Genomic DNA, 23588 nt, shown 5'->3' on the forward strand with positions numbered 1-23588 from the left:
CTATTCAACGTCGCTCTCCAGCGTAGCGCCGGGCGCATCGGCCGCTTGATCAGGCATCTGGCTCAGGGTCCAGGTGAGATGATCGCGACTGGCTGCCAGACCCACCTGCGCCAGCGAACGCTGCAACGTATCGTCAACAGAAGGCTGGGCGTTATCGGGCAACAGTTGCAGCTGCAGGCGGCCATCCGAGTACGTCAGGCGCTGCACGCTACCCGCCAGGAACGGCAAAGCTTCAGCGGCGCTTTTTACCAGTTGTTCGAATCCGCTGTCGGTGCCGGCGGCTGAACCGCTTTCGAGTGCCGCCACCTGCTGCCGGGCCTGTTGCAGAGGATTGAGAATGACCGGCAAGTGAGGAAAGGCCTGGCTGACCCGCTGCACCATACCGGTCTTGAGTTGCTGTCCTCGGGCAGCCTCGCGAGCGGCGTACAGATTCAAGCCCAGCGCCCATACCCCGACAGCCAAACCGCAGCAGACCCATGCTGCGGTCCAGCCCGATGTTTTGACTTTCGCCGCTCCCGTTCCTGCATGCAGGCTCCAGCCGGGTGACGGCCCGCCCAGGAGCAGGCCAGCCGATATTTCCGGGCCTGCCGTGCCCTCGCCGTCCAGCCGGTGCAACTCGCTGCCGTTGGCCAGGTGCACATCAGGGGTCTCGGTCAGACGCGGATGCACGCTGCCTTGACCAGCACTGTGACGTAGCAGCCAGTGCTCATCCCGCAGCACGACACTGACTTGACCCGGTGCAGGCACAGGCAGGCCATAGGGCGCAGGGTAAAGGCCGCGCAATGACAGACGCGACTGACTCAGCAATCGGCTCAGACGTTCCAGCGCAGTTGACGGTAACCAGCCCAGATAAACGGCCCCGTCGGCATAGCGCGGGCTGCTGGCGATGTGCATCAGCTCACTGCCGCCCAGTATCAGTCCCTGGGCGGCTAACAGTGCAGCGCTTCTAACCCGCGACGCAGGCAGCGGCGGCGTTTCGATCCGGGCCAGCAGACTGTCCAGCGGATGCAGAAACGCTTCCACCGACTGCAGTGCGCCGCCCTGCTTCAAGTCCAGCAAACTGCTCAGGCCGCTTTCAACAACCTTGCCCTGGCTGTCCAGCCGGGCGAATAGCAGTGGCGTCTCCGGGTTCAGTTGTTCCAGAGCAGGCAGGGCAATCCGCAACCGGCTCATGCGCCGATCCGTGACCAGATAACACGAGGCACGCTGTCATCGCGCATATACAGCAAGGCCTCCATGCGGGCCTGGCGTCCATCTCTGCGCGCCTCGCCACGGAACACAAACCACTCGCTTGCTACACCGATTTCAAGCCCGTCAGCCGCCTGGGTCGGCACCTGCATGCGAGCGATGATTTCCAGACGGTAGGCAAACCACTGTCCCTTGTCGCGCTCGGCCACCACCGTTTGCGCACTGGGCAATGACAAACCGGGCACCACCGCTGCCAGTACCTCCGCACTCGCTGTATTGCTGTTGACCCAGGTATTGGCTGGCAGAATGCACACGTAGCGTTTCAGCCGCTCCAGTACCTGATCGCTCAAACCCTGCATCCCTTGCAGATCATCCAGGCTGCGCAGTGTCACCGATGATGCCGGGATGGGCTTGCGCATCGCCGAAGAAGTCTCCCGCCCGCTCGCGAATGTCCCGCTGACCGTGCCTGTTACCGGAGTCGAAAAACGTGTGTATGAGCCAAGCACCCGCTGGCTGATGCTCTGGCAGAGAACATCACTGATGGAAATCATCTGACACAAGCGTTCGAAACTGCGCAGTTGACCGATTTCCAGCTGACCATTGCGCAGCAGGTTGCGCAGGTTGAATTTGCCCTGCTGGTCTTCCAGTCGTCCGTGAAAACCTTCTTCAGGTCGATCGGATGGACTCTGGCCTAGGGGCTGCGCCCACGCCTGGCCAGGATGAGTCGCCCGGCTCTTGCGACGTGAATCCCACAACAGCATGCGGCTTGCGTCCAGCCCGGCCATCAGCGCTGCGCTGTTCTGGATACGCGACTGCTCGGCTTCTACCGTGCGAATCATGACGCTCTGACGGGTCAGCATACCGGCAGCGATGACCGCGACAATCGCGACGGTCAGCAGGGCACCGATAATTGCCGAGCCGCCTTGCCTGATTGCGCTTGACGGGTAAGTGCTCAGCGCCATATTCAGAGCTGCCATGAGCCGATATCGGCATTGACACCCTCGCCATCGGGCTGACCGTCGGCACCCAGAGAAAAAAGATCCACCTCGCCATTAACGCCGGGGTTCAGATAATGATAGGGGCGCCCCCACGGATCGTCGGGTAGCCGCTCGATATAGGCGCGCCAGTTGTTTTTGTTGACGTTGACCGGCCGCTCGACCAGAGCTTTGAGGCTCTGAGCCTGATTGGGGTAAGTGCCGTGGTCGAGGCGATAGAGCTTGAGCGCCTGCATCAGCCCTGCGATATCCTGTCGCGCAGCAGCAGCCCGCGCCTGGTCCGGACGATCAAGAACCCTGGGCACCACAACAGCGGCCAGAATGCCGAGAATAACCACCACCACCATGATTTCGATCAGGGTAAAGCCGTCCTGGCCGCGACGGCCTCCAGACCGAGGCTTGACGCGTGCGACATCCATATCCATATCCATATCCTTGATGATCCTCATCTGTCCCGCAGTGTAGACGCCGCAACGGCGTGACACGATAAATCTGCTCAAACCTTATGGTGAGCCATTCATGAATAATCAGATGTTGGTCCGGTGCTATCGTTTTGTTGCCTGTATGGAGCAGGAGGATTTGCCAGGAGGCACCCATGCTGCAACCGCACAAGGAGAAAGGCTTCACCCTGATCGAAGTGTTGGTGGCGCTGTTGATCATCACCGTGGCAATGGCGGCGGCCGTGCGCTTGAGCGGGGTAATGACCTTCAACAACGGTGTGTTGCGCGACCGCGCCATTGCGCTGCTGGAGGCGCAGAACCAACTGGCCGAATTACGTATGATGGCAAGGCTCAGGCCTGGTTTCACAACCCGCAAGTGCGACCAGGGCAGGCTCTCGCTGACCTGTGAACAGACACTCAAAGCCAGTGCAGACGGAATGTTGATGCGGGTCAGTCTGCGAGTATTACAGCGGGACAATAAAGCGCCACCACTGGCCCGCCTCGATACCGTTATAGCGATCCGACGCCCGCCGAAAGAGTCTCCATGAGCGTTTCAACGACGCAGCAGGCTGGGCAACTCCGGCAGGCCCGCCAGGCTGGCGACCTTGAATCGTGTGCGCTCGGTACCCTGCTCGATCACTACTCCATCACTCTCGACAGCCACCAGCCGTACATCCCTGGCGAGCAAATCGCCCGCCAGATAGCTGCGCGGCGGTCTATCGTTGACAGTGAGAATCGCCACAGCGCCTTTGATCCCGGCCATGACCCCGCTGACCTTGATCCGGACCTGAAGCGGCTGGTTGGCGAACCACTGTCGGGCAGGACTGCCGACATCCGCAGCGGGAGCGGCGCTTTCCGGCAAGGGTGCACGTACAGGCTCGGGAGCAAGCAACAGCGACGACCAGAGTGCGATACCCGCCAGTGCTGCAATCAAGGCCGCCGATTGCACCAGGCGCGGCGCTGATAATGGATGAAACGAAAATGCCATGACTGAACCTCCTGTTCGTCTGCCGGAGCAGTCTACATCACTGCATCAGAATGCCTGGCACCCGCTTTGATCAGTATGCAAGCGTCATCAGGGAGCCACCGATCATGAGTATGGACACACAACGGGGTTTTACCCTGATCGAGTTGATGGTGGTTCTGGTCATCATTGGCATCGTCAGCGCAACGGTGGGCATGAGCATCAAACCCGATCCTGCCGCTTTGCTGCGCAAGGACGCTGAACGCCTTGCACATATGCTGCACATCGCACAGGTCGAGGCCAGGGTCGACGGTCGGCCAATCACCTTGCTGGTCGATGGCAAAGGCTTTGGTTTCGCACGACGTGCCGAGCACGGCGTGGGCTACGACCGCTTCATGAACGACCCGCAGCTGCGTTTCAGAGCCTGGGAAACACCCTCCATACGCATCAGCGTAGACCCGGCGCAGCGAGTGGTGTCAGGTCCCGAATGGATCGTCGCACCGCTGCGCATCCAGCTCTCTGACGGTGAACGATCCTTGAGCCTGCAGCGTAGCGCGCTGGGTCAACTGCAGGTGGTCAGCCCTCCATGAATGCAAGGCAAAACGGCTTCACATTACTGGAAGTGATGGTGGCTATCCTGCTGATGATCATCGTCAGCCTGATTGCCTGGCGTGGGTTGGAGAGCATCACTCGCACCGATATCCAGTTACGCGAAAGCACCGGGCACACCGAGTCGGTACTGCGAGCGCTGAACCAGCTGGAGCGCGACGTGGCCATGCGTGCAGGCGTCGAGCTGCAAAAACCGCTGCCTGGCGAAGAAACCGATCCGCAGGCAAAAACGTTGATGCCCATCAGTATTCGCATTGCTGAAAGGAACGGTATGCGCCTTGACGTCATTCGCAGTGCGGCCACGGCCGGGGAAGGACTGCAGCGAATCCGCTGGTGGCTAAAGGACAACAGGCTGTATCGCGCGGCCGCAGACAGCAGCAATCTCTACCCCCTACCCGCTCCCGATGAAGGAATAGCGGTGCTCGACCAAGTCGTCGAGACAAAAATAAGGGTCTGGAGAACTGTCGGAGGCTGGCAACCGCTCGACAGCCACAAGGAAGACAATCCCGACGGGCTGGAAATTGTGCTCACGCTACGTACCCGTAATGGCGACGAGCGCTATCGAAAGGTGCTGGGGCCGCTGAATTAGCGAGCATTGCTTACAGGCGACTGAGGGACGATGGGTTGAATCCATTCTGGCGTCACGTCTTCAAAAAGGCCTGCTTCTACGCCTCAAGACGTCTCAAGCCCCAATGACGCCTTATCACTGCGCTGACCACCGGCTGGGCGTCGACCTGTAACAGCAGCTCATGAAAATCAGGCCGGGTGGTATGCAGATGCTCGCGCGCACCGCCCCATCTGGTCACGATGCAAGCCAGAATCTCAACTGCACCGGGATCATCACAACGCCAGAAGCCTGCATTAGCGAACAGATCCGCAAATGTCTCCCAGTTTTCATGCAACCGCGCACGGGTGCCGGTTTCGAGTAGCGTAGCCTGCGTTTCGTCGGAGCCCGACAGCCAGCGCTGCGGGTAATCGATAATCCCGATGGGGGCGTAGCAGTTGGCGGCGATGTAGACCAGCGCGCGAAGGGCTTGAGCGCGCAGGGCAGGCTTGCTGGGCAGCAGCCCGGATTCGGGATGCTCCAGTCCCAAATGAATCAGAATTGCAGCGCTTTCGGTGAGCACCGTGCCATCGGTCAGGACCAGCGTGGGCACCTGCAGCAATGGGTTGACCCGCCGCAATGCTTCCTTGCCTGGCCCCTCCTCCCACGCGCAGGCCCTGAACAAGGTAAAAGGAACCGAGCAGCGCCAAAGCGCTATCTCGATGGCTGCGGATCCCGAACCCTCTGTGCCAAAAAGCGTGTACATGCCAATGCTCCTTGTCAGGTGCTACATGCTCGGTCCGCGCGGTCACACAGACGCAGGAGCAAACAAATGGGCGTGCATAAAGTCGATGAATACCCGCAGGCGCAGGGAAAGGTGCTTGCTCGATGGCCAGAGCAACCTGAAACTTCCGGTATGCACCGTGTAGTCGGTCAGTATTGGCACCAACTCGCCATTGCGAATGGCCGATGAAATCATGAAGTCCGGCAGGCAGGCAATTCCCAACCCCGCCCGCGCAACATCAACAAGAATTTCCGTCGTGTTGCACACCATCACCTGGGGCAAATCGAGATCATCGGCACCGGCCTCGCGACGTAACGGCCAGTGTTCAAATTTGCCCGAAGAGGGAAACTTGTGCAACAGACAGGCGTGCCGACTCAAGTCTGCTGGATGTTGAGGTGTCCCGCGCCTGGCAAAATAGTCCGGAGCGCCGACGATTTTCAATTGAAAGCCCCCCATCCGCCTCGACATAAGGCCCGAGTCGCCAGGGTCTCCCGTGCGCAGGACGATATCAAAGCCTTCCTCGATGATATCGACCATGCGGTCGGAAAAATCGATGTCCAGTTCGATATCGGGATAGGTGCGCATGAACTCGATGATAACCGGCATGACCAGGCCGCTGACCAAGGGCAGGCTGATGCGCAATCTGCCTCTGGGCAGATCCCTGGCATTGCTCAACTCCATTTCTGCCGTTTCAAGCTCCGACAGAATACGGCGACAGCGCTCCAGAAATATCGAGCCCTCCAGTGTCATGGCAATACTGCGCGTACTGCGATGAAAAAGCCTGACACCCAGGCCCTCTTCCAGACGGCCGATACTCTTGCCTACCCCCGACGATGAAATACCCAGCCGCTTTCCAGCCTGGGTAAAACTCCGTGTTTCCGCGACCAGAACAAACACCGCAATGCTACCGAGCGATTCCAATACCCACTCCTATTAAGGACAGCCCTGTCCTATACCTTCGGAACATAAGCCTGTTTTTGTTTGCAGACGCAACCCCTAATCTCCCGACAGGGCAACTGCCCTTGGATAAATGCGTGCAATGCACCGAAACCTGCGCACGCTTCACAGGGAAATTCACATGACTTCAGCAAGCCAGGTTCAAGCATCGTCTGCTACCAGACGCTGGGGACAATTGTTTGCCGCCTGCCTGACAGGCATCCTGATTCCGTTGTGCTTCACTGGCCCTGCCGTGGTTCTGTCCTCGATAAACAAGGCGCTGGGCGGATCAGCCGTCGAGCTCACGTGGGTCATCAACGCTTACATCCTGACTTACGGCAGCGCCATGATGGCCGCTGGAAGCCTGACGGATATCTACGGCAGAAAACGCGTATGGCTGATCGGACTGGCGATATTTGTGCTGTCCACCTTTGCCATTCCGATGGCCTCATCCGTCGTGCAGATTGATGTACTTCGCCTGATTCAGGGGCTGGGCGGTGCAGCAGCGTTCGCTGGCGCAATGTCATCGCTGGCCCAGACCTTCCATGGAGCGGACCGCACCCGAGTGTTCAGCCTACTGGGCACCACGTTCGGGATAGGCCTGGCCTTCGGCCCTCTTGCGGCGGGCTCGCTGGTCGACTCGGCCGGCTGGAAATGGTCATTTCACGCAACGGCTCTTATTGGGGTTGCGGGATTTTTTCTGGTGCTTTTCAGCGCTACAGAATCCAGAGACCCCAATGCCACTGGCATGGACTGGCCGGGCGCTATCAGCTTTACCGCGGCACTGACCCTGTTCACCTACGCAATCCTGCTCGCCCCTGAAGACGGCTGGACCCATCCACTGGTCTTGGGCGGGATCGTCGGTTCACTGTTGCTGTTCTGGATCTTCATTGCAGTGGAACGGCGCGTGGCCAGCCCCATGCTCGATCTGTCGTTATTCAAGAGCGCGCGCTTTGTCGGCGTGCAGATTCTTGCGGCCAGTCCGGCATTTTTCTTTGTCGTGCTGATCATCATGTTGCCAGCACGCTTCATTGGTATCGACGGACTCAGCGCGCTGGAAACCGGACAGATGATGACCGCACTGGCCGCGCCCCTGCTGATCGTACCGATGCTTGCCGCACAACTGGCACGTCGCTTTACCTCCGGGCTGCTGTCCGGTATCGGTCTGCTGCTGGTGGCTGTCGGCCTGCTGTGGCTCGCGCTGGCGCTGGACAGCGGAGCAATCAAAACCGCCTTGCTGCCGATGGCCTTGATCGGCATCGGCATCGGTCTGCCCTGGGGGCTGATGGATGGCATGGCGATCAGTGTGGTTGAAAAGGAACGCGCCGGTATGGCTACCGGCATCTTCAATGCCGTGCGCGTTTCTGCCGACGGCATAGCCATTGCGATCGCAGGCGCACTGCTGGCCACGTTCATTCAGTGGGGGCTGTTCGATGCCCTGACGGGTGTCGCGCCTGATGTGGTGACAAACGCTGCCAACCGCGCCGCATTGGGCGATCTGCAGAATGCGATCAGCCTACTGCCCGGTCAGGCAGAACTGCTGCACCAACAGTACGCCACCGCGTTCCGCAATCTGCTGTTCATTCTCAGCGCCGCCACCGTGCTGACGGCAGTGGCAGTCTTTGTCCTGCTCGGTCGCGTGCGCGCTCATGACGAGCCGCCACTTGAGCCATCCGACACGCTTGATCTGGCGGGAGAGGCCAAGTGAGTCCACATGAAATGACCAGCACACAGCGGCATCCTGCCTTTGCAAAGGTGTTCGCACCGGGCCATCTCACCTTCGGTCTGATTGCGCCGCTGGAGGGCTATCCCGACGCAGCAGCGCCGACCATGAAAAATCACATTGCCCTCGCAAAACAGGCCGACAAAGCCGGTTTTGCAGCACTCTGGCTGAGGGACGTACCGCTTCTCGACCCGGGTTTTGGCGACGCAGGCCAGATATTCGACCCTTTCGTGTATGCAGCACTGCTTGCTGCGGTGACCACACAAATCTGCATCGGTACAGCCGGCATCGTACTGACGCTGCGCAATCCGCTGATGGTCGCCAAACAGGCATGCAGCGTTGATGTGTTGCTGGAGGGACGCTTCCTGCTGGGGGTGTCGACGGGTGACCGGCCCAGCGAATACCCTGCATTCGGCGAGAATTTCGACACACGCGCAGAGCGTTTCAGAGAGGGTGTCGAGATGCTGCACGCGGTGACCGAGCACTCTTTTCCGGCCTTCACATCGCGCCACTACGGGAAACTCAATGGCACGCTGGACCTACTGCCAAAACCTTTTTTTGGGCGACTGCCTATGATCGCCATCGGCCGCTGTCAGCAGGACATCAAATGGCTGGCCAACTATATGGACGGCTGGATATGGCATCAGAGTGGCTTCAATACCTTGCCCGACGTGATCAATCATTGGCGCGATGCCAATGAGCAGAAACGGTTCAAGCCCTACGGTTATGCGACGTTCTTTGATCTGGAGGACAACAAGGACGCACCCATGAAAGTCGGCCGTGGCATCAGTACCGGGCGCAACGCCCTCATCGAGCTGTGGCAGCGTCAACGGGAACAGGGTGTTTCGCATGTTGCGCTGAACCTGAAACCACTGAGACGTCCGGCCACGGAAGTGTTACAGGAGCTGGAAGAGTATGTGCTGCCGTATTTCCCGACCCGACGCAGTGAGCATGCCTGAGCGAGTATTTCGCCTGCACGGCCACTGTCGGCAAAGGATCTAGCAGGGAAGAACGACATAAAACCGACCTGGGAGGTCATCATGCGCACTGAAAAAGCTTATCCGATAAAACCTAACCCGATGCGCAGCAGCCGCAACAAGATGCAGCTGGGTGTTTTCTCCACTAACACCGAGGGCGGCTGCACCGTCACCAATGCGCCGGAACGCCTTCGCGGAGACGATTGGGCAGGTAATCTGGAAATCGCCCGGGTGGCCGACGATGCGGGGTTTGAAGCCTTCATACCGGTAGGCCGCTGGAAAGGTTTTGGCGGCACCAATAACACCGGCGGTGTCTGTTTCGAAACCTACACCTGGGCTGCCGGTATTGCCGCCCTGACCCACCAGATTGCCGTGTTCACCACATCGCACCTGCCCACGGTTCATCCGCTGTTTGCAGCCAAGCAGGCGGTGACCATCGATCACATCAGCAGCGGGCGCTTCGGGCTGAATATTCTGTGCGGCTGGTACGGCGCGGAAATGCGCATGTTCAACGGCGAGATGATGGAACACGACAAACGCTACGACTACGCAGAAGAGTGGCTGCACATTGCAAAAAATGCCTGGGAGCAGAAAAAACCGTTCGACTTCAAAGGTGAGTATTTCAACATCTGCGCTGCTATCTCGCAGCCCCAACCCCTCAACACTCCCTATCTGATAAATGCCGGCGGGTCGCCGCGCGGCAAACTGTTTTGCGCCAAACACTGTGATGCGGCCTTCCTGATCGTCAAACACCTGGACGGTGAAGACGCCGTGCGTCAGCAGATTGCATCCTACAAGGACCTGGCGAAGCAGGAGTTCGACCGCGATATAAAGATATGGTGTTACGGCTATGTGGTGCAGAAAGACACGCAAGAACAAGCGGACGAATACCTGGACCATTACGCCAACCAGCTGGGTGACGATGAGGGCTGCGATATCATCACCCGCGAGCTGGGCATTCAGACCGGTATCTTCACTCCGGAAGACGCGGTCCGTTTTCGCTTTCATTTCAAGGCAGGGTTTGCAGGCGTGCCGCTGGTAGGCACTCCGGAGCAGATCGTGGAACTGTTCAAGAAATATTCTGACTGGGGGATCGATGGCATCGCACTGACATGGCTGGATTACCACGAAGGCATAAAGGATTTCGTCAGAGAAACACTGCCATTGATGGAACAGGCGGGCCTGCGCGAAGCAATCACTGTCGAGACAATCACTCCGAGAGTAGCCGCCGAGGTAGCCTGATGATGAGGACGCCCTGGCGTAGTTAGCCAGGGCGTCCTACCAGAACGGTTTAAATGGCCAACATGCGTTGTGGATTCAAAAGCGTCATCTCGGCACGGCGCTCGCAACTCAAACCGAACGCATCGAACCACTGCCCGCTCATCGACAGCCACTCGTGCACGTCGATCTGACTGGTCTGCCCAAGGTCCGAGCTGTAGACCACATTGGGAACATGACTCAACACCTTGGTGAAATCCTGCCGGTCCTGATAGCCCAACAAGTAGGTCAGCGCCGTCTGTTCGATGTAGACCGAGGGTTCACTGCCAATCACCGCAAGCTCGGCTGCTTTCAGACCGGTCAACGGATTGGCAGGCTGATTGAGCATCAGCCTTGGCACACCGATGCGCAGTGATTCCTCGATCAGCATCCTGACTTCATCGGCGTCGGCATGCCCTGTCGAGATGACCAGCGGATAGTCACGGGCCATTTTGAGAATATCCAGCGTCTGCGGTGTAAGACGTCCGTTCTGTGCTGTCACTCTGGCAGGCTTGATGGGCTTTTCGCGCAACAGCGGATGGCTCAGGTTGCGGGCCAGCGTGCTGGCATGCGTTCTGCCGGTGACGGTTGGCAAGTGCACAATGAAACGTCCAGGTTCATCGCCGCGCAAACACAGACTGCGCTCGACCACGCGGTAGTCGATGCCGCCAGCGATTTCGTTCAGAACCACTGAACCGCTGACCGGAAAACCCTGATTGCGTGCTTCCCATGCCTGGGCCGCCGTGCAACCCAGGTGATTTTTCAATACGACCCGGCCCTGCACCGCCGCGTAGCGCCTGCCCGCCTCTATCGCGCCATGACGGCGAATGAACGCATCAGGATTGGCGTGGTAATGCACATCAATGAAGCGTGGCTCCTCGATCTGACTCATTGCACACACTCCGCACTGGCGATCAGAAATGTATCGATGCTCTCCAGCACCCGGTCCAGATCATCCGCCAGCGGACGCATCCCGCCATCTGGCACACACAGTGAGCGTTGTTTGTGGCCCTTGGTACGCAGCACATGACCCGCCCCCACCAGTTGCGACTTCCCGCCAAACACGCTCAGCACACGCCCTTTGTAATCGAGCAGGCACTCACTGATATCCAGACCGCTCAGTAGCCGGAACCCCAGGGTCAGACGCTGCCCCTGGGTTGAAAGCGTTGCGTCATTCTCGCTGACGGACGGGTGCTCGTGTTTCTGGCCTTCAGGCAACACCAGATCGTCCAGCAGGCGTTTGGCTTGCTCGACATGCCCTTGTTCTGCCAGATCCGCCATACGTCCCAGCCTGGAATCCAGCAGCGCATCGGCTTTGGCGGGAGAAGAAAGCAGCAACAACGCAGGTGTCGAACGCAGTAATGAAGTGCCTGCCAATGCCTGTACCAACGCACCACCCAAGGCCACGCCGACGAGTACATCCGGCACACCCCAAGGCTCTAGCGCGCTGACCCAGCGCTGGGTAAACCCGTCAAAGTCTTCGCCCGCCTTGACCGGCAGGGACAGGGAATCAAAAACCCTGACCTGATAACCCGCCGCAGTGAAATGCTCGATCAGCGGTTTGGCGAAGCCACCCGCGTCCCAGACCGGCATCACCGGTGAAAGAATGAATACGCTTGATTGCCCGACACCGAAGGTCTGGCAGGTGATGCAATGACTCATGGCTTTTGCTCCTGCAAAAATGACAAGACCCGCTGTTTCGAGCGGGTCCGGTCGTTGCTCCATCGTGAGGGTTCCATCGTGACGGATCAGCGGGTCGCGCGCAGACGTTCAACACTGGTGGCATAGCCGCGCAGGGTTGACTCGATAATGAGCTGTGCGGGCAGCACCTCCTTGATCAGGTCCGCCACCTCGCCGGCCCAGATCGCCCTGATACTCACATCATCGGCCGCCAGTGCTGCTTCATACTCAAGACGCAATTGATCGGCTGATGCAGCAAACGCCTGCTCCTCACCTACCCAACTGTCGGAAAATTTATTGGCGATCACTCGTCCGCTGTAGCCCTGCGGCCAGTCGATGCCGCGCACCTCATCGAAGATCCGGGTTCGCACCGTATCGCTCGCGACAGCCTGCACCAGGCGCTGTTTTACCCGTTCGGAAGGCAGTGCTTCCTTCGAAGCCAGAAAGCGCGTCCCCATCATCACGCCATCCATGCCGAGCGCAAGCGCAGCAGCCATGCCACGGCCATCGGCAATCCCGCCGGCACCGATAAGCACAACATCGTCACCCACCGCGTCGCGAACTGCCGGAAACAGCGGCAATGAAGCTCGGCGCAAACTGTGACCACCCGCCTCGGCGCCTTGCACGATCAGCGCATCGGCACCGGCGTCCAGCGCTTCTAGCGCCTGGTCGACGTCATGCACCTGAACGATGACTTTGGCGTTGGCCTGTTGAATGGGCCGGACGAAAGGACGTACATCACCAAACGACAACGCAACCACTGCCGGGCGGTACTCGAGAGCCAGCTGAAGCAATTCGAACTGCCTCGCCACGGTAAACATGACCAGGCCCACACCCCATGGTTGCTGCACGTCGTGCATCATCTCCAGTTCACGCGCCATCCATTGCGGATCGCCGTAACTGGCACCCACCAGACCAAGACCACCGGCCCGGGAAACTGCAGCCGCCAGACGCCCTCCGGACGCCCCACCCATCGGTGCCAGAATCAGAGGATGTTCAATTCCAAGAAGAGAAGTCAGTGCTGTATTGATCGTGGCCATCGCCTGATACCTGTGAAAATCCGAGTGAATGTCAGACGAAGGCGACGTCTAAGCAGCCTTCGTCTGCAGCTAATGGATCAACCCGCTTTTTGTAATGCAATTTCAGGGGTGATGTACTCGGCCACGTTATAGAGGTGATATTCCCAGGTACCGGTTTCCTTTAACCGCGAGTATCGCGACAGAAACTCTTTGTCGGTAAACAGCGACTCGAACTGACTGCGATCACTCCATTGCGCCTGATTGATGACGGTCTTGCCGTCCGTGCTCTTCATCAATCGGCTCCATTTGAACGCACTGTAAGTACGTGCGACATAACTGACCGTTTCTTCGAGAATCTCGATAGCCAGATTCTGAGCACCTTCATTGACCTGTACAACATTGATCAGATACACCGCCTTGTCATCGGTGACGGAGTGAGCATCGAACAATTCCATTTTCATAATCAGTTCCATTTATAAAAAGAAGTATAAGAACACGTAGTCAAGCCAGAAGCGGTGTTGAAGCCGCCGGTTTACCGTCTTGCCAGAGCAGCGGTGAAATCACCTCGGCCACTGCCGTTTTCTCGACCAGCCCGATAATGATCTCGTGAGTGCCGCAGGTCATTCGTTGGGCCACCGAACAGAAAAGCGTCGCCTGGGCGGTACGCAGATAAGGCACCCCCTGGTCCTGCTGCCAGTCTCCGCTTTCAAACCGCGCAGGCCCGTTGACTGCTCCGCCAAACACGCTGACCAGTTCGGCCTGCCCGGTTTGCAACAGATTGACCGAGAACTTTCCCCGCTCAAGCAAAGGCAGGTAAACGCTGGCGCTGTGATTGATGCACACCAGAATGGACGGCGGGTCACTGCATACCGAACTGACGGCAGTGGCTGCCATACCGTAAGGCATACCGTAAGGCGTACCCTCATGTTCGGTTGCCACAAGGGTGACGGTCGACGTCAGGCGGCGCATGGCTTTCTTGAAGGCAGCGACATCCATGTCGGGAGACTCGAGTGCGCTGTGTCGAGTGTGAGGTTCTGGCACATTTGCGTGTGCTGCCAATCGGGAAGCCTGATTCATGGCCGTTCTCCCACGCTGACTTTTTCAGCGTCCGTCAGCCAGGGCTGGTCGTAACGATAGGTGCTGCGGGCATTCTCCAGGGTCGAGCCCGTGGATATGGCCTCGATAATCCTGCGCTCAGTCTGCTCGACCGCCTGAGCACGGCGTACAACCTCGGCGGCCAGTTGCTGTGGAATCACCACGCAGCCGCTGCCATCACAGACCAGAAGATCACCGGGCCGGACAGTAACGCCATCAATGACCACAGGCACTTGTACCGCTTTGAGTTGTGCTCGGTTCTTGGCTGACTGCATGAAACGCCCACGACTGAACAACGGATAGTTGCACCTGATAACGGTATCGATATCACGTGCCACGCCATCGATAACAGTGCCTTTGATGCCGTTGGCCAAGGCGAAGTGGGTCATGATATCGCCCCACACCGTGCAGTCATGACGCCCGCCGTTGGATGAAACAATCACCGCGCCGCAAGGCACCTGATCGATGTAGTTGGCCGCCCCCTTGAAGGTTGTTGGCGCATCGACCGCCTCGTACTGCACGGTGAACGCAACACCGACACAACGAGTGCCCGGCACTTGCGAAACAATGCCAGACAGCCCTCCATTGATCCCGAGACTGTCCAGTGCATCAGACAGCGAAGCGGTATCCAGATGTTCACAGGCGTCCAGCACGGTTTGCGTAATTGCCGCCGGTTCAATATGCGCTGACATGACGTTCTCCCTGAGCTGAGGTCTGCCCGGTGCGGTACCCGACAGAGCTGGCCTGCAACTCGATGCACTGCAGGACAATCGCTTCGCCCACCTGGTCAGTGGTGTGAGAACCGCCAAGGTCGTAACTGCGTACGCCAGATTGTGAAACCAGGCTGACGGCGTGAGTAATACATGCCGCCTGAGCCGGGTATCCCAAATGTTCCAGCATCAGTGCAATGGCCATGAACATTGCGCTGGGGTTGGCCTTGTTCAACCCCGCATGAGCAGGCGCACTGCCATGTACAGGTTCGAAGTAAGCACCTGAATTACCAAAGTTGCCGCTGGGCGCAAAACCCAGGCCACCCATTACGCCAGCGCCCAGATCGGAAAGGATGTCGCCGAACATGTTCTCGGCAACGATCACCCCGAAGCGTTCGGGCCGTTGCACCATCCACAAGGCAACCGCATCGACATTTTCGATGACACCGGTTATGTCCGGATAACGCTGTGCAATTTCTTCAAAAATACCCCGTGCAAACGCACTGCTGTGTCGCAGCACCATCGGCTTGTCGACAAACGTGACCCGGGTGAAGGTGTTCTTGCGTGCGTAATCGAATGCGTATTCAAAAATACGAGTCAAACCACTGCGCGTCTGCAGGCGCAACGTGACGGTCGCATCCTGCTGCCCTGCTCGCTGCCACGGCGCGCCAAGTGCTTCGCGCTCTTCAAGCAAGGGCACTAGCGCATCCGGGACATGCCCGAAGTCCAGCCCGGCATAAAGACCTTCGGTGTTTTCTCTGATCACGACAAAGCGAAATCTGTCTTCACCGGTCATGTCGGTAACCGGGCGTACATTGGCGTAAAGGTCCAGGTTCTGCCTGAGCTGAATGACCGGGCTGACGTAGCGGCGGTTCTGGCCCTGAAGTGCCAGGGGCAGCTCTGCTTCCGCCTCTGCCAGCGGCTTGCTGGTTATTGCCCCCAGCAACGTCGCGTCACAGCTGGCCATGACTTCCCAGGTCTGAGCAGGAACCGTTTCACCCTCGCGCTTCCAGCATTCCCAGCCGATATCCGCCGGTATCAGATCAAACGGCAGGTTCAATGCTGCAATCACCGGAAGCGCCGCTTCCATGACCTCAATGCCGATACCGTCGCCGGGCAGAATGCATATACGCTTGCGGGATATTTGGGCGGTCATAGCGCAACTCCTTTTACGCTTTTCGACAGGTCACTGAAGATATTCGACAACGCCGCTCGCGGAGCAAGGCGCGCCACTTTGTCCTGTTGATGCATGACCTCGATCGCTCGGTACTCGGAGGTCAATTGAAACCGTTCAAGAGTGTCTGCCACCCGCTGACTGACATCGTAGGGGAAGTTGTAAGTGCCCAGAATGATATCCATCAGCGGGCTGGGCATATTGTTATGCGGTATCGAGTTGGCTGTGACAGCGGACAATTCGATCACCTTGACCAGGTCAAAACCGTGGCTGACGCCAATACGCTCCAGATAAGCCACCAGCATGCTCAAGTGAAGATTCCCGGCGCCTTTACCCATGCCGCAGATGGACGTGTCGATGTATTCAGCACCGGCCTCGATAGCCGCCGATGCATTCGCCAGCGCCAGCGACAGATTGTTATGGGCGTGAAAGCCCAGCGGCACCAGCAACCGGCTTGCGAGGCGACTGAACAGCCGATGCACATCGGCTGGCAGCATATGACCGTTGGAATCCGCACAACAGATGATGTCCGCACCGGCACCCTCTGCACGAGCGGCCGTATCGAGCACGGCTCCCGGCGTCTGCGATGTCACATGCGTCACATTGGCGCTGACACTGAAGCCGTGATCACGGGCCAGTGACAAGGTCGCCAGCCCTTCATCCAGTTGATCGCGGCGCAGACAGACACGAATCATCGAAACACCCTGCTCCTTGAGCATGGCGAAGTCATCTACCGTGATGTTTTTAGGGTGAACCATAACCGCCAGCTCAATACGTCCAGCGGCGGCCTGCGCAATGTTCTCAATAAAGCGTGCGCCTACATCACTGGTCAGCCCGTGCTCGCCCTTCGGCGCAAATGATCCCTTGCAGTAACCAATTTCACAGAGGTCGACGCCTGCATCCGCCAGGCCTGAAGTAATAGCCCGAGCCTGGTCTTCCGTGAAGTTGAAGTTGTTTCGATAACCACCGTCACGCAATGTAACGTCGAGAATCTTTATGTCGGCCATGAGAATCTCCGGCTGTCCTTAGGGTGTAAACAGGGTGCTTGAGATGATCTTGCCACTGCCTCTATTCTTGTAGTTATCCAACAGCGCCGCACCTGCAAACATTGCCGAGCCGACACCTGAACGTCTCGGAGTTTCGAATCATTAACTTCTTAACTCGACATTGATCCTCGTCAAAATCGACCGCGTTGTAAATTGTCGATATTTAATCAGGGGATGTGAATTTTTTCACCGTCACCTTATGCGTTTGCCGAAATATGGATTTCTGTCACTGGCCCGACTAGCGATAACAGCTTTCTACATAATTCATCGCGGCCTGAATGGAAGCCACCGCACGCAAGTCTTCATGCACGCCCAGCCAGACATCGACCTCCAGCGGTGCCGACAGCTCTACCCGGCAAAGACGAGAGTTCGCCTCTACCGCAAAACTTGGAAGCAAGGCAATGCCCACACCGGTTTCAGCGGCGCGAATTTGCAGTTCTACTGTTTTGGCTTCCAGCACGAAGGGGCGTTCACCGACAATATTTCTGAGCCAACCGTTCTGACTGTCGCTCATCAGTTCATTGTCGTAGGCAATAAATTCATAGTGCTCCGGGCGCCGCTCCTCCAGATAAAAACGTGCGCAATAAAATGAAAATGAGGCGGTCCCGATACGTCGTGCGACGATGCCACTTTCAACAGGTCTGGAAAACCGTATGCACAAGTCAGACTGGCAACTGGATAACGACGAATACTGATGATCCCCCAACAAGCGCAGCACAATGCCGGGGTGCATGGCACGAAACGCCCCCAGTTGCGGCACCAGCTTCTCAACCGCCACCGATGGCGGCGCGCTGATGGTCACTTCCACACCCTGAACCACCTGCGCTGCAACAGCCAATCGGCCAATGGCCTGGGTCTGCGCCTCGATCTGCCGCCCGATAGCCGCCAGACGCCGGCCTTCATCAGTCAGTTCGTACAACCGCTTGCGACGGTCGACAAGCTTTACATTCAGGGACTTTTCCAGCGAAGCGATACGCCGTGAAACAGTAGCGTGCTCCACACCCAGCACCCGGGCAGCGCCGCTCAAGGAACGGATGGCGGAAAACATCACGAAGTAATGCAAGTCCTCCCAGTCAAAACAGACTTTCGGTTTTCTGAACAGGTTATTAACGTCAAGGGAAACTGATCCATCCAATGGAGTCATTGTCATTCAAGTCATGTCCTTATACGGTTCGCGCGAATAAAAGTCTTCATTACGTATCGACGATGAGTAGTGGCAGACGTGCAGAACGATAAGGATAATGCTGATAACTTCCTCAGGCCCGAAGAGCGAGCGGGTGCCGTGGGGTAGTTTAGATTATTGGCGGGTGGGTATTACGGAGAGGGGTTCGGATGATTTGGGACGGGGGTGTCCGGAGTAGTTTCTTTGAATTATAACTAGCGGGATTAGTGCTTAGCCCACTCGCGCAACGTATTAATGACAGAGAACGCTTCAGGCTGCCGTACCTCCGGGTACGACAGCCTGAATTACTGTTATTGCCAGTTGCTCGCAATCACCGCGTTCAATGATGCCTGGTAACTCTCGGACAACTTAAGTTCACCGGCAGCCGGCGGTGCAAAAGCCGCCATGGCTTCTACCAGTTGATCAACCTGCCCTCCCAGCAGGACCTTGCCATCATCGGTGCGGAACTGCTCGATCTGCTGAGCCTTCTCCCAGCTGCCAGCGCCCCAGAACGACCATGCGGACACAGTCACTTTATCCTCCGTGCCGATGACACTGACCTCCAGATCCCAACCTTTCTTAGTGAACCACAGCTGATCGGCAGAGATACCGGCACCGAATTTAAGGACATCGGTGTTTGCATCAGGATCAAAATCATCGATCACGTCCTGACCGTCGCCCCGTTCGAATTGGTAGAGATCGCTACCCCTTCCGCCGTCCAGCCGATCATTGCCGGTCCCACCTGTCAGAGTGTCGTTGCCCGCATCACCGTAAAGCTGGTCGTTACCTCCCCCTCCCGACAGGAAGTCGTTGCCGCCTAACCCGTGAAGTTCGTCGTTGCCATCCAGACCCGCCAACGAATCAGCCAGAGCGTCATTACCATAGAGGACATCGTTGCCCTGACTGGCCGTACCGCTACTCATTGTTGCGATCACATCAGCCCCCCAGGTTGTTCCATCGGAGAACTGAATCTGCTCGACCTGGGTCGATGTATTAGAGAACCATCCAGACACCGTAAGCTTGTCGGCTGACCCTGCGATGCCTACATACAGATCATACGTACTGCGGCTGAGCTGGATATCGGCAGGCGTGAGACTGTCGGCGATCTTGATGACATCCAGATTGCCTGCAGAACTGTCGTAATCACTGATCCAGTCCTGCCCGGCTCCACGATAGAAAAGATAGGTGTCGTTACCAGCGTCATCATAAAGGTTGTCATTGCCGGCGCCACCATCAAGGGTATCCGCACCTGCACCACCGTAAAGCGTGTCGTTGCCGGCACCGCCATTGAGCGTGTCATTACCCGACAGACCGTAAAGTGTATCGTCCCCCCCAATCCGTTCAGGGTATCTGCGACAGATTCCTCCCCTTGCAGGACGTCGTTGCCTTCAGTTGCAACGCCTTTGACCATCGCGTTCAGGGCGGCTATATCCCAGAGTGTGCCATCCGCAAACTGACCTGTTCGACCTGCGAATCGGCAGAATAAAACCAGTCACGAACCGTTATCTTGTCCGATGTACCGATAATCGCCAGCTCAAGATTGTTTCCTGCGCGCGAAAACTTGATATCGGTTGAAACAATACCTGATGCCAGTTTGATCGTGTCGATATTGCCAGCGGTCCAGTCGCGATCGTAGATCACATCCTGACCGCCGCCACGCTGAAACAGATACGTGTCATTGCCGGAGCCGCCATAAAGCATGTCATTACCAGCGCCACCATCCAGCGTATCTAGCCCCATTCCGCCATCAAGCAAGTCATAGCCTGCGCCGCCCAGAAGCACATCGTTGCCAGCAAGACCATAGATCTGATCGTTCCCCCCCAAACCGTCGATCTGCTCACTAGCATCGTCTCCATAGAGCATATCTGCCCCTTCACTGGCTACTACCTTCGAAAGGCGTTTGAGGTCGGCTGGAGACCAAACGGTACCGTCGGCGAATTCGACTCGCTCGATCTGAGAGCCTGGTTCGGTATAGCTGTAAATCTTCATCCAGTCAGTTGTGCCCTTGATGGAGAGATAAACATCGAAGCGCTCTTGCTTGACAATGATGTCGTCAAGAACGATATCGGCAGCCACTTTAATGGTATCGACATTGCCAGCGGTCGTATCGGAGTCATTGATGGAGTCCTGCTTCATCCCTCTGTAGAGCAGACAAGTGTCATTACGGGGTATACCCATCTAGAAACACTGTCACAGTTACCTTTCAGCTCATCATTATTAAAACGGCAAACTTTTCAGGTTGAACTCAATCACCACCCCACTAGATCCATACTACTCAGCAATACATCATTCATATTCATAAAAAACACTTTAAAATGCTCTATGGACGTTCCACCCTCTTACCCATCCACGTACGTTATGCGCTTACCCCATAATTAAACCCATTCCATAAATGCCGCGAAATCCAGCTTAAATTTTTCGATTATAATAGGAAAACTCGACATAACTTTCAATATTACTAAACGCATCAATCCGCTCAAGGGTCAGCACCTCAACAGTGTACTCACCTGGCAAAAAAGTAAAGTGCTTTATATCTCTGACCTGTGTAGATTTATAATCACCCTCATATTCAAAAGCCTGCCCGGAATTAACACCTACAGTTATGACGACCTCATCAAAAAAAACGCTCCCATTTTTCAGAATTCGCAAATGAACAGGAATAGCAACACCTTTCCCGTTATGCATATCTCCGCCCCACACTTTCCCTTGTCGATCCGCTTCATATTTATTCTTGCTCCAAACGAATAAAAGAGCGATCCTATAGCCACCACGCTCGCCAACCTTGAATTGTGCGACCGCAGATTTACTCGGCAAGGAAACATCAATAGGTTTGACTATCAACACCTTTTCTGAACACCCTGCAAAAAGCACACATAACAACAGCGTAAAGAAACCTTTAAAAAAAGACATATATGAACAGCTCCTAATATAGTAAAAATCAGCGCATCAATGCACGTGAAAAATCATTCCCCCACCAAAGGGTTTTCACAACCGTTCTCTCAAATCCTCCTGCACATGCTGCTGTAACGGACTCAGGAAATATACATCACCCGCTGCTTGCTGGTCTTAACTTCCGCCGTCACCGCCATGTCCAGGGATAGCTTGATATCCACACTAGTATGCTGTTCTCGAAATAGCTTTTTGTTATTTTCGTCTACAGCACACTAGAGAATCCCAAAAGGAACCGGCCGCCAGAAAAATCTGCTACAGGAAGCCAAGTCAAATAATCGTATCCGCGCCACAAATCCCACCTAGCAAAAAATGAGAATTGGGTTTAGCTAGGCATCTTTGGCGAGCAGTTGCTTGAGCAATACAGGGTCATCTGGAAGATCTTCGGGCATGGAAATCATGCCCGGATTATACCTGTCAGGCGACGAATCTTGGATTTAAAACCTGATGAGGACGGTTGCGCCAGAGATCAAAACCGTCGAGCAACCAGTTCAGTTCCTGAACCGTCAGCACGATGGCTTCGTCTTTCTCATCGGGAGATGTTTTGAAACGCTCGGACTCCAGGCGCTTGAGCCAAAGGCAGAAGCCGTTGCGCTCCCAGTAAAGGATTTTCACTAGGTTACGAGGGCGATTCAGAAAAACAAAAAGCACGGGGTCGAACACGGCAACTTTGATGTCCAGCTCGACCAGTGCAGCCAGGCCGTCAATAGATTTTCGAAAGTCCACCGGTTTGGAGTAGAGGTACACTTTTTCGACTTTGGCGTCGGGGCGCATCATGAGGTGCTGACTCCTGAAAAGAATCGGGAGCACAGCATCAAGCGTCAATGGCTGGTTGGGAATGTGGGGTTCATGAGGCGCTTACAGATACTCCACACTTTCCTGCCACATATTGCTGATAGGTATTTCGGTCATTTTTTGCGTAAGAAAGGTTGGATTCAACTCTTTCAATTTGAGCATTCTTCCCACCAAATAACTCAACGGTAGGTTTCTCACCAGAACTAGCTAATCTCCTGTCGCTTTTGCACCTAGGCTATCGTCTTTACGTCACAGGCCTAAAATCGTCAATGGACTTGTTTTTCTCTTTTAGTAAAGACGCAACGAAATCGGGATTAAAAACCATCAAAAAGTCAATAGCATCATAAATTTTCCAGCGATGCACTTCAGGATGATCCATTATGGCGGCAAGATGGTCTTCAATAAGAGGCACGTACTCTGGGTAGTTCTTCCTTCTAACGAAATCAAAAACTTTGGCTATTTCGAACGGCTTACTACTCGCCAAAGCAATAATTTTCGATAGCGGAGAGTAGATTTGGACTCTAGCCGCCTCGACGCCCCCGCGATCAGCCATATTGGCAAAATACCGAGTAACGGCCAAGAGTATTTGACGGTACGTATCGTCGTACCCATGTAGTTGATGAGAATAGGTTCCTTCGATGCCTTCAGGTTCCTCCATGCTCCCTTCCAAAGCGATCAAGCCCTCATGGACGCCCCAACTAGTCAGTAGTTTCGCAGCCAAGAATTGCTCCTCATTGGTAGTCGCATTACGGAGCAAATCCAGCACAGCGTCAATTCTTTCCTGTGGAATGTCCTCCGGATCCAAATCTCCCGCCGTCACGGCATAATCTGCGTGCTCTGGTATGCTATTCAACAGCTCGTATATTTTCGGCTCCATAAATACTTACTCTTTTACTCTTTTAATATAATCGGCTGGCACACAACCCATAATCAAACATTCACCATCGCGTTTAGCATTCCCCAAATCTCTCTCCGCATTAATCAGCGAATCACTATTATTTTCAGATGGGTTTCTTGCATACCTTTCACGGGCTGCATCCACTTTCGATTGCAATTCTGCTGTCACCTGTTGATTCGTCAAAAATTTGGTATCTGGGAGTGCGCCGGAATCAATGTCTTTCTGCAAACGCTTAACATCGATCTCAATTTTATCAGTACCGTAGATTTTCGGGTTCGACGTTGCATTTGGATCAGTAACAGATATATAGGGCGAATTTTCAGAATTGCCACCACGCACGTGAGTTTGGACGCTGCCAGTTCCGTTGATATTGGGTGGAACCAAATCACCGCTTTCATTGATATACGCTTTGGGTTTGCCGTTTCCGTTGACTGTTGCGCTGAAATCGTTATCACTGCGCACAACGAACTGACCTGGCCCTTCTGCCCCATTTCCAGCATTAACCCACTTCCCTCCAACCCACTTGACCGCAAACCCACCAATTTCTGCGGTGATCAAACCACTGGCGACGTCAAATATCAACCCACCCGCCTGCTGGTCGGATTGCGCCAGTAGTTTATCGCCTACTCGCTCAAGGCCTTGG

At 56.1% G+C, this 23588-nt stretch carries 27 protein-coding genes; 6 read left to right on the forward strand and 21 right to left on the reverse strand.

The window, feature by feature from the left end; translation table 11 throughout:
* From gspL to gspG, 3 genes are read right to left on the reverse strand one after another with little or no spacing between them, the layout of a single operon-like run.
* Nucleotides 1-1173, reverse strand: a complete 1173-nt coding sequence (gene gspL, locus RYB09_RS12840; protein WP_058402218.1) for a type II secretion system protein GspL — start codon at nucleotides 1171-1173, stop codon at nucleotides 1-3.
* Entirely contained in the window at nucleotides 1170-2165 is a 996-nt protein-coding gene (gene gspK / locus RYB09_RS12845; protein WP_058402217.1) for a type II secretion system minor pseudopilin GspK, read from the reverse strand. Before gspK ends, gspL begins: the two co-directional genes overlap by 4 nt.
* Nucleotides 2153-2602, reverse strand: coding sequence for a type II secretion system major pseudopilin GspG (gene gspG, locus RYB09_RS12850; RefSeq protein ID WP_058402363.1), 450 nt, complete (start codon nucleotides 2600-2602; stop codon nucleotides 2153-2155). The genes gspK and gspG overlap by 13 nt, the downstream gene beginning before the upstream one ends.
* Before the next feature lie 176 nt (nucleotides 2603-2778).
* Here gspG and gspI point away from each other — a divergent pair, with 176 nt between their 5' ends.
* The gene (gspI, locus tag RYB09_RS12855; RefSeq protein WP_058402216.1) at nucleotides 2779-3171 is read left to right on the forward strand and encodes a type II secretion system minor pseudopilin GspI; all 393 of its coding nucleotides are present in this window, start codon (nucleotides 2779-2781) and stop codon (nucleotides 3169-3171) included.
* Nucleotides 3172-3176: 5 nt separating this feature from the next.
* Here gspI and RYB09_RS12860 read toward each other — a convergent pair whose 3' ends face one another.
* Nucleotides 3177-3611, reverse strand: a complete 435-nt coding sequence (locus RYB09_RS12860) for a hypothetical protein (RefSeq protein ID WP_058402215.1) — start codon at nucleotides 3609-3611, stop codon at nucleotides 3177-3179.
* 104 nt (nucleotides 3612-3715) lie between these two features.
* Between RYB09_RS12860 and RYB09_RS12865 the strand changes: the two genes are divergently transcribed.
* Nucleotides 3716-4177, forward strand: coding sequence for a prepilin-type N-terminal cleavage/methylation domain-containing protein (locus RYB09_RS12865; RefSeq protein ID WP_058402362.1), 462 nt, complete (start codon nucleotides 3716-3718; stop codon nucleotides 4175-4177).
* Nucleotides 4174-4785, forward strand: coding sequence for a type II secretion system protein J (locus RYB09_RS12870; RefSeq protein ID WP_058402214.1), 612 nt, complete (start codon nucleotides 4174-4176; stop codon nucleotides 4783-4785). Before RYB09_RS12865 ends, RYB09_RS12870 begins: the two co-directional genes overlap by 4 nt.
* A 76-nt stretch (nucleotides 4786-4861) precedes the next feature.
* Here the strand turns inward: RYB09_RS12870 and RYB09_RS12875 are convergent, their stop codons facing one another.
* The gene (locus tag RYB09_RS12875) at nucleotides 4862-5506 is read right to left on the reverse strand and encodes a glutathione S-transferase N-terminal domain-containing protein (RefSeq protein ID WP_058402213.1); all 645 of its coding nucleotides are present in this window, start codon (nucleotides 5504-5506) and stop codon (nucleotides 4862-4864) included.
* A 42-nt stretch (nucleotides 5507-5548) separates the two neighbouring features.
* Nucleotides 5549-6445 (reverse strand): LysR family transcriptional regulator, encoded by an 897-nt coding sequence (locus tag RYB09_RS12880; protein ID WP_058402212.1) that lies wholly within the window; start codon nucleotides 6443-6445, stop codon nucleotides 5549-5551.
* Nucleotides 6446-6602: 157 nt separating this feature from the next.
* Between RYB09_RS12880 and RYB09_RS12885 the strand changes: the two genes are divergently transcribed.
* The 3 genes from RYB09_RS12885 (at nucleotide 6603) to RYB09_RS12895 (ending at nucleotide 10402) form a co-directional block, all read left to right on the forward strand.
* Nucleotides 6603-8168 carry an MFS transporter gene (locus RYB09_RS12885; protein WP_316888741.1) on the forward strand — a complete coding sequence of 522 codons (1566 nt, stop codon included), beginning with the start codon at nucleotides 6603-6605 and terminating at the stop codon, nucleotides 8166-8168.
* A gap of 11 nt (nucleotides 8169-8179) precedes the next feature.
* Complete coding sequence (locus RYB09_RS12890; protein WP_193601291.1) at nucleotides 8180-9142, forward strand: LLM class oxidoreductase; 963 nt, start codon at nucleotides 8180-8182, stop codon at nucleotides 9140-9142.
* 81 nt (nucleotides 9143-9223) lie between these two features.
* Nucleotides 9224-10402: an LLM class flavin-dependent oxidoreductase gene (locus RYB09_RS12895; protein WP_316888745.1), complete on the forward strand. Its 1179-nt coding sequence runs from the start codon at nucleotides 9224-9226 to the stop codon at nucleotides 10400-10402.
* Nucleotides 10403-10451: 49 nt separating this feature from the next.
* Here the strand turns inward: RYB09_RS12895 and RYB09_RS12900 are convergent, their stop codons facing one another.
* From RYB09_RS12900 to RYB09_RS12970, 15 genes are all read right to left on the reverse strand, one after another.
* Complete coding sequence (locus tag RYB09_RS12900; RefSeq protein ID WP_230016376.1) at nucleotides 10452-11309, reverse strand: DUF6282 family protein; 858 nt, start codon at nucleotides 11307-11309, stop codon at nucleotides 10452-10454.
* Nucleotides 11306-12079: a hypothetical protein gene (locus RYB09_RS12905; RefSeq protein WP_230016377.1), complete on the reverse strand. Its 774-nt coding sequence runs from the start codon at nucleotides 12077-12079 to the stop codon at nucleotides 11306-11308. The genes RYB09_RS12900 and RYB09_RS12905 overlap by 4 nt, the downstream gene beginning before the upstream one ends.
* A gap of 86 nt (nucleotides 12080-12165) precedes the next feature.
* Nucleotides 12166-13137 (reverse strand): NAD(P)H-dependent flavin oxidoreductase, encoded by a 972-nt coding sequence (locus RYB09_RS12910; protein WP_230016378.1) that lies wholly within the window; start codon nucleotides 13135-13137, stop codon nucleotides 12166-12168.
* Between the two features lie 77 nt (nucleotides 13138-13214).
* Entirely contained in the window at nucleotides 13215-13577 is a 363-nt protein-coding gene (locus RYB09_RS12915) for an antibiotic biosynthesis monooxygenase (RefSeq protein WP_046719277.1), read from the reverse strand.
* A gap of 40 nt (nucleotides 13578-13617) precedes the next feature.
* A complete protein-coding gene (locus tag RYB09_RS12920; protein ID WP_316888747.1) occupies nucleotides 13618-14112 on the reverse strand; it encodes a flavin reductase family protein in 495 nt (164 codons plus the stop codon).
* A 77-nt stretch (nucleotides 14113-14189) separates the two neighbouring features.
* Nucleotides 14190-14903 carry an RraA family protein gene (locus tag RYB09_RS12925; protein ID WP_316888749.1) on the reverse strand — a complete coding sequence of 238 codons (714 nt, stop codon included), beginning with the start codon at nucleotides 14901-14903 and terminating at the stop codon, nucleotides 14190-14192.
* Entirely contained in the window at nucleotides 14887-16077 is a 1191-nt protein-coding gene (locus RYB09_RS12930) for an isocitrate/isopropylmalate dehydrogenase family protein (protein WP_122280836.1), read from the reverse strand. The genes RYB09_RS12925 and RYB09_RS12930 overlap by 17 nt, the downstream gene beginning before the upstream one ends.
* The gene (locus tag RYB09_RS12935) at nucleotides 16074-17102 is read right to left on the reverse strand and encodes a nucleoid-structuring protein H-NS (RefSeq protein ID WP_316888751.1); all 1029 of its coding nucleotides are present in this window, start codon (nucleotides 17100-17102) and stop codon (nucleotides 16074-16076) included. The genes RYB09_RS12930 and RYB09_RS12935 overlap by 4 nt, the downstream gene beginning before the upstream one ends.
* Nucleotides 17103-17379: 277 nt before the next feature.
* Nucleotides 17380-18291 (reverse strand): LysR family transcriptional regulator, encoded by a 912-nt coding sequence (locus RYB09_RS12940; protein WP_316888752.1) that lies wholly within the window; start codon nucleotides 18289-18291, stop codon nucleotides 17380-17382.
* 323 nt (nucleotides 18292-18614) lie between these two features.
* On the reverse strand, nucleotides 18615-19664 hold the full coding sequence (locus RYB09_RS12945; protein ID WP_316888762.1) for a calcium-binding protein: 1050 nt from the start codon (nucleotides 19662-19664) through the stop codon (nucleotides 18615-18617).
* Nucleotides 19665-19728: 64 nt separating this feature from the next.
* On the reverse strand, nucleotides 19729-20439 hold the full coding sequence (locus RYB09_RS12950; protein WP_193601290.1) for a calcium-binding protein: 711 nt from the start codon (nucleotides 20437-20439) through the stop codon (nucleotides 19729-19731).
* A 273-nt stretch (nucleotides 20440-20712) separates the two neighbouring features.
* Nucleotides 20713-21213 (reverse strand): DUF5625 family protein, encoded by a 501-nt coding sequence (locus RYB09_RS12955; RefSeq protein WP_122280838.1) that lies wholly within the window; start codon nucleotides 21211-21213, stop codon nucleotides 20713-20715.
* Between the two features lie 456 nt (nucleotides 21214-21669).
* Nucleotides 21670-22029 (reverse strand): IS66 family insertion sequence element accessory protein TnpB, encoded by a 360-nt coding sequence (tnpB, locus tag RYB09_RS12960; protein ID WP_227447907.1) that lies wholly within the window; start codon nucleotides 22027-22029, stop codon nucleotides 21670-21672.
* Between the two features lie 262 nt (nucleotides 22030-22291).
* Complete coding sequence (locus RYB09_RS12965; protein ID WP_122280840.1) at nucleotides 22292-22924, reverse strand: hypothetical protein; 633 nt, start codon at nucleotides 22922-22924, stop codon at nucleotides 22292-22294.
* Between the two features lie 6 nt (nucleotides 22925-22930).
* Nucleotides 22931-23588, reverse strand: a 658-nt coding sequence (locus tag RYB09_RS12970) for a hypothetical protein (protein ID WP_316888757.1), incomplete at its 5' end; no start/stop codon positions are given.

Source organism: Pseudomonas syringae group sp. J254-4 (assembly GCF_032586855.1).
GTDB lineage: Bacteria > Pseudomonadota > Gammaproteobacteria > Pseudomonadales > Pseudomonadaceae > Aquipseudomonas > Aquipseudomonas amygdali.

What these genes read in the sequence shown, in the direction of transcription:
- gspG (WP_058402363.1), bottom strand. Translation starts at nt 2,602, where the DNA reads ATGGATGTCGCACGCGTCAAGCCTCGGTCTGGAGGCCGTCGCGGCCAG.
- tnpB (WP_227447907.1), bottom strand. Translation starts at nt 22,029, where the DNA reads ATGATGCGCCCCGACGCCAAAGTCGAAAAAGTGTACCTCTACTCCAAA.
- RYB09_RS12865 (WP_058402362.1), top strand. Translation starts at nt 3,716, where the DNA reads ATGAGTATGGACACACAACGGGGTTTTACCCTGATCGAGTTGATGGTG.
- RYB09_RS12875 (WP_058402213.1), bottom strand. Translation starts at nt 5,506, where the DNA reads ATGTACACGCTTTTTGGCACAGAGGGTTCGGGATCCGCAGCCATCGAG.
- RYB09_RS12890 (WP_193601291.1), top strand. Translation starts at nt 8,180, where the DNA reads ATGACCAGCACACAGCGGCATCCTGCCTTTGCAAAGGTGTTCGCACCG.
- RYB09_RS12950 (WP_193601290.1), bottom strand. Translation starts at nt 20,439, where the DNA reads ATGAAGCAGGACTCCATCAATGACTCCGATACGACCGCTGGCAATGTC.
- RYB09_RS12920 (WP_316888747.1), bottom strand. Translation starts at nt 14,112, where the DNA reads ATGGATGTCGCTGCCTTCAAGAAAGCCATGCGCCGCCTGACGTCGACC.
- RYB09_RS12895 (WP_316888745.1), top strand. Translation starts at nt 9,224, where the DNA reads ATGCGCACTGAAAAAGCTTATCCGATAAAACCTAACCCGATGCGCAGC.
- RYB09_RS12940 (WP_316888752.1), bottom strand. Translation starts at nt 18,291, where the DNA reads ATGACAATGACTCCATTGGATGGATCAGTTTCCCTTGACGTTAATAAC.
- RYB09_RS12870 (WP_058402214.1), top strand. Translation starts at nt 4,174, where the DNA reads ATGAATGCAAGGCAAAACGGCTTCACATTACTGGAAGTGATGGTGGCT.
- RYB09_RS12860 (WP_058402215.1), bottom strand. Translation starts at nt 3,611, where the DNA reads ATGGCATTTTCGTTTCATCCATTATCAGCGCCGCGCCTGGTGCAATCG.
- RYB09_RS12900 (WP_230016376.1), bottom strand. Translation starts at nt 11,309, where the DNA reads ATGAGTCAGATCGAGGAGCCACGCTTCATTGATGTGCATTACCACGCC.
- RYB09_RS12955 (WP_122280838.1), bottom strand. Translation starts at nt 21,213, where the DNA reads ATGTCTTTTTTTAAAGGTTTCTTTACGCTGTTGTTATGTGTGCTTTTT.
- RYB09_RS12965 (WP_122280840.1), bottom strand. Translation starts at nt 22,924, where the DNA reads ATGGAGCCGAAAATATACGAGCTGTTGAATAGCATACCAGAGCACGCA.
- gspL (WP_058402218.1), bottom strand. Translation starts at nt 1,173, where the DNA reads ATGAGCCGGTTGCGGATTGCCCTGCCTGCTCTGGAACAACTGAACCCG.
- RYB09_RS12905 (WP_230016377.1), bottom strand. Translation starts at nt 12,079, where the DNA reads ATGAGTCATTGCATCACCTGCCAGACCTTCGGTGTCGGGCAATCAAGC.
- RYB09_RS12915 (WP_046719277.1), bottom strand. Translation starts at nt 13,577, where the DNA reads ATGAAAATGGAATTGTTCGATGCTCACTCCGTCACCGATGACAAGGCG.
- gspK (WP_058402217.1), bottom strand. Translation starts at nt 2,165, where the DNA reads ATGGCAGCTCTGAATATGGCGCTGAGCACTTACCCGTCAAGCGCAATC.
- RYB09_RS12885 (WP_316888741.1), top strand. Translation starts at nt 6,603, where the DNA reads ATGACTTCAGCAAGCCAGGTTCAAGCATCGTCTGCTACCAGACGCTGG.
- RYB09_RS12930 (WP_122280836.1), bottom strand. Translation starts at nt 16,077, where the DNA reads ATGACCGCCCAAATATCCCGCAAGCGTATATGCATTCTGCCCGGCGAC.
- RYB09_RS12935 (WP_316888751.1), bottom strand. Translation starts at nt 17,102, where the DNA reads ATGGCCGACATAAAGATTCTCGACGTTACATTGCGTGACGGTGGTTAT.
- RYB09_RS12925 (WP_316888749.1), bottom strand. Translation starts at nt 14,903, where the DNA reads ATGTCAGCGCATATTGAACCGGCGGCAATTACGCAAACCGTGCTGGAC.
- gspI (WP_058402216.1), top strand. Translation starts at nt 2,779, where the DNA reads ATGCTGCAACCGCACAAGGAGAAAGGCTTCACCCTGATCGAAGTGTTG.
- RYB09_RS12910 (WP_230016378.1), bottom strand. Translation starts at nt 13,137, where the DNA reads ATGGCCACGATCAATACAGCACTGACTTCTCTTCTTGGAATTGAACAT.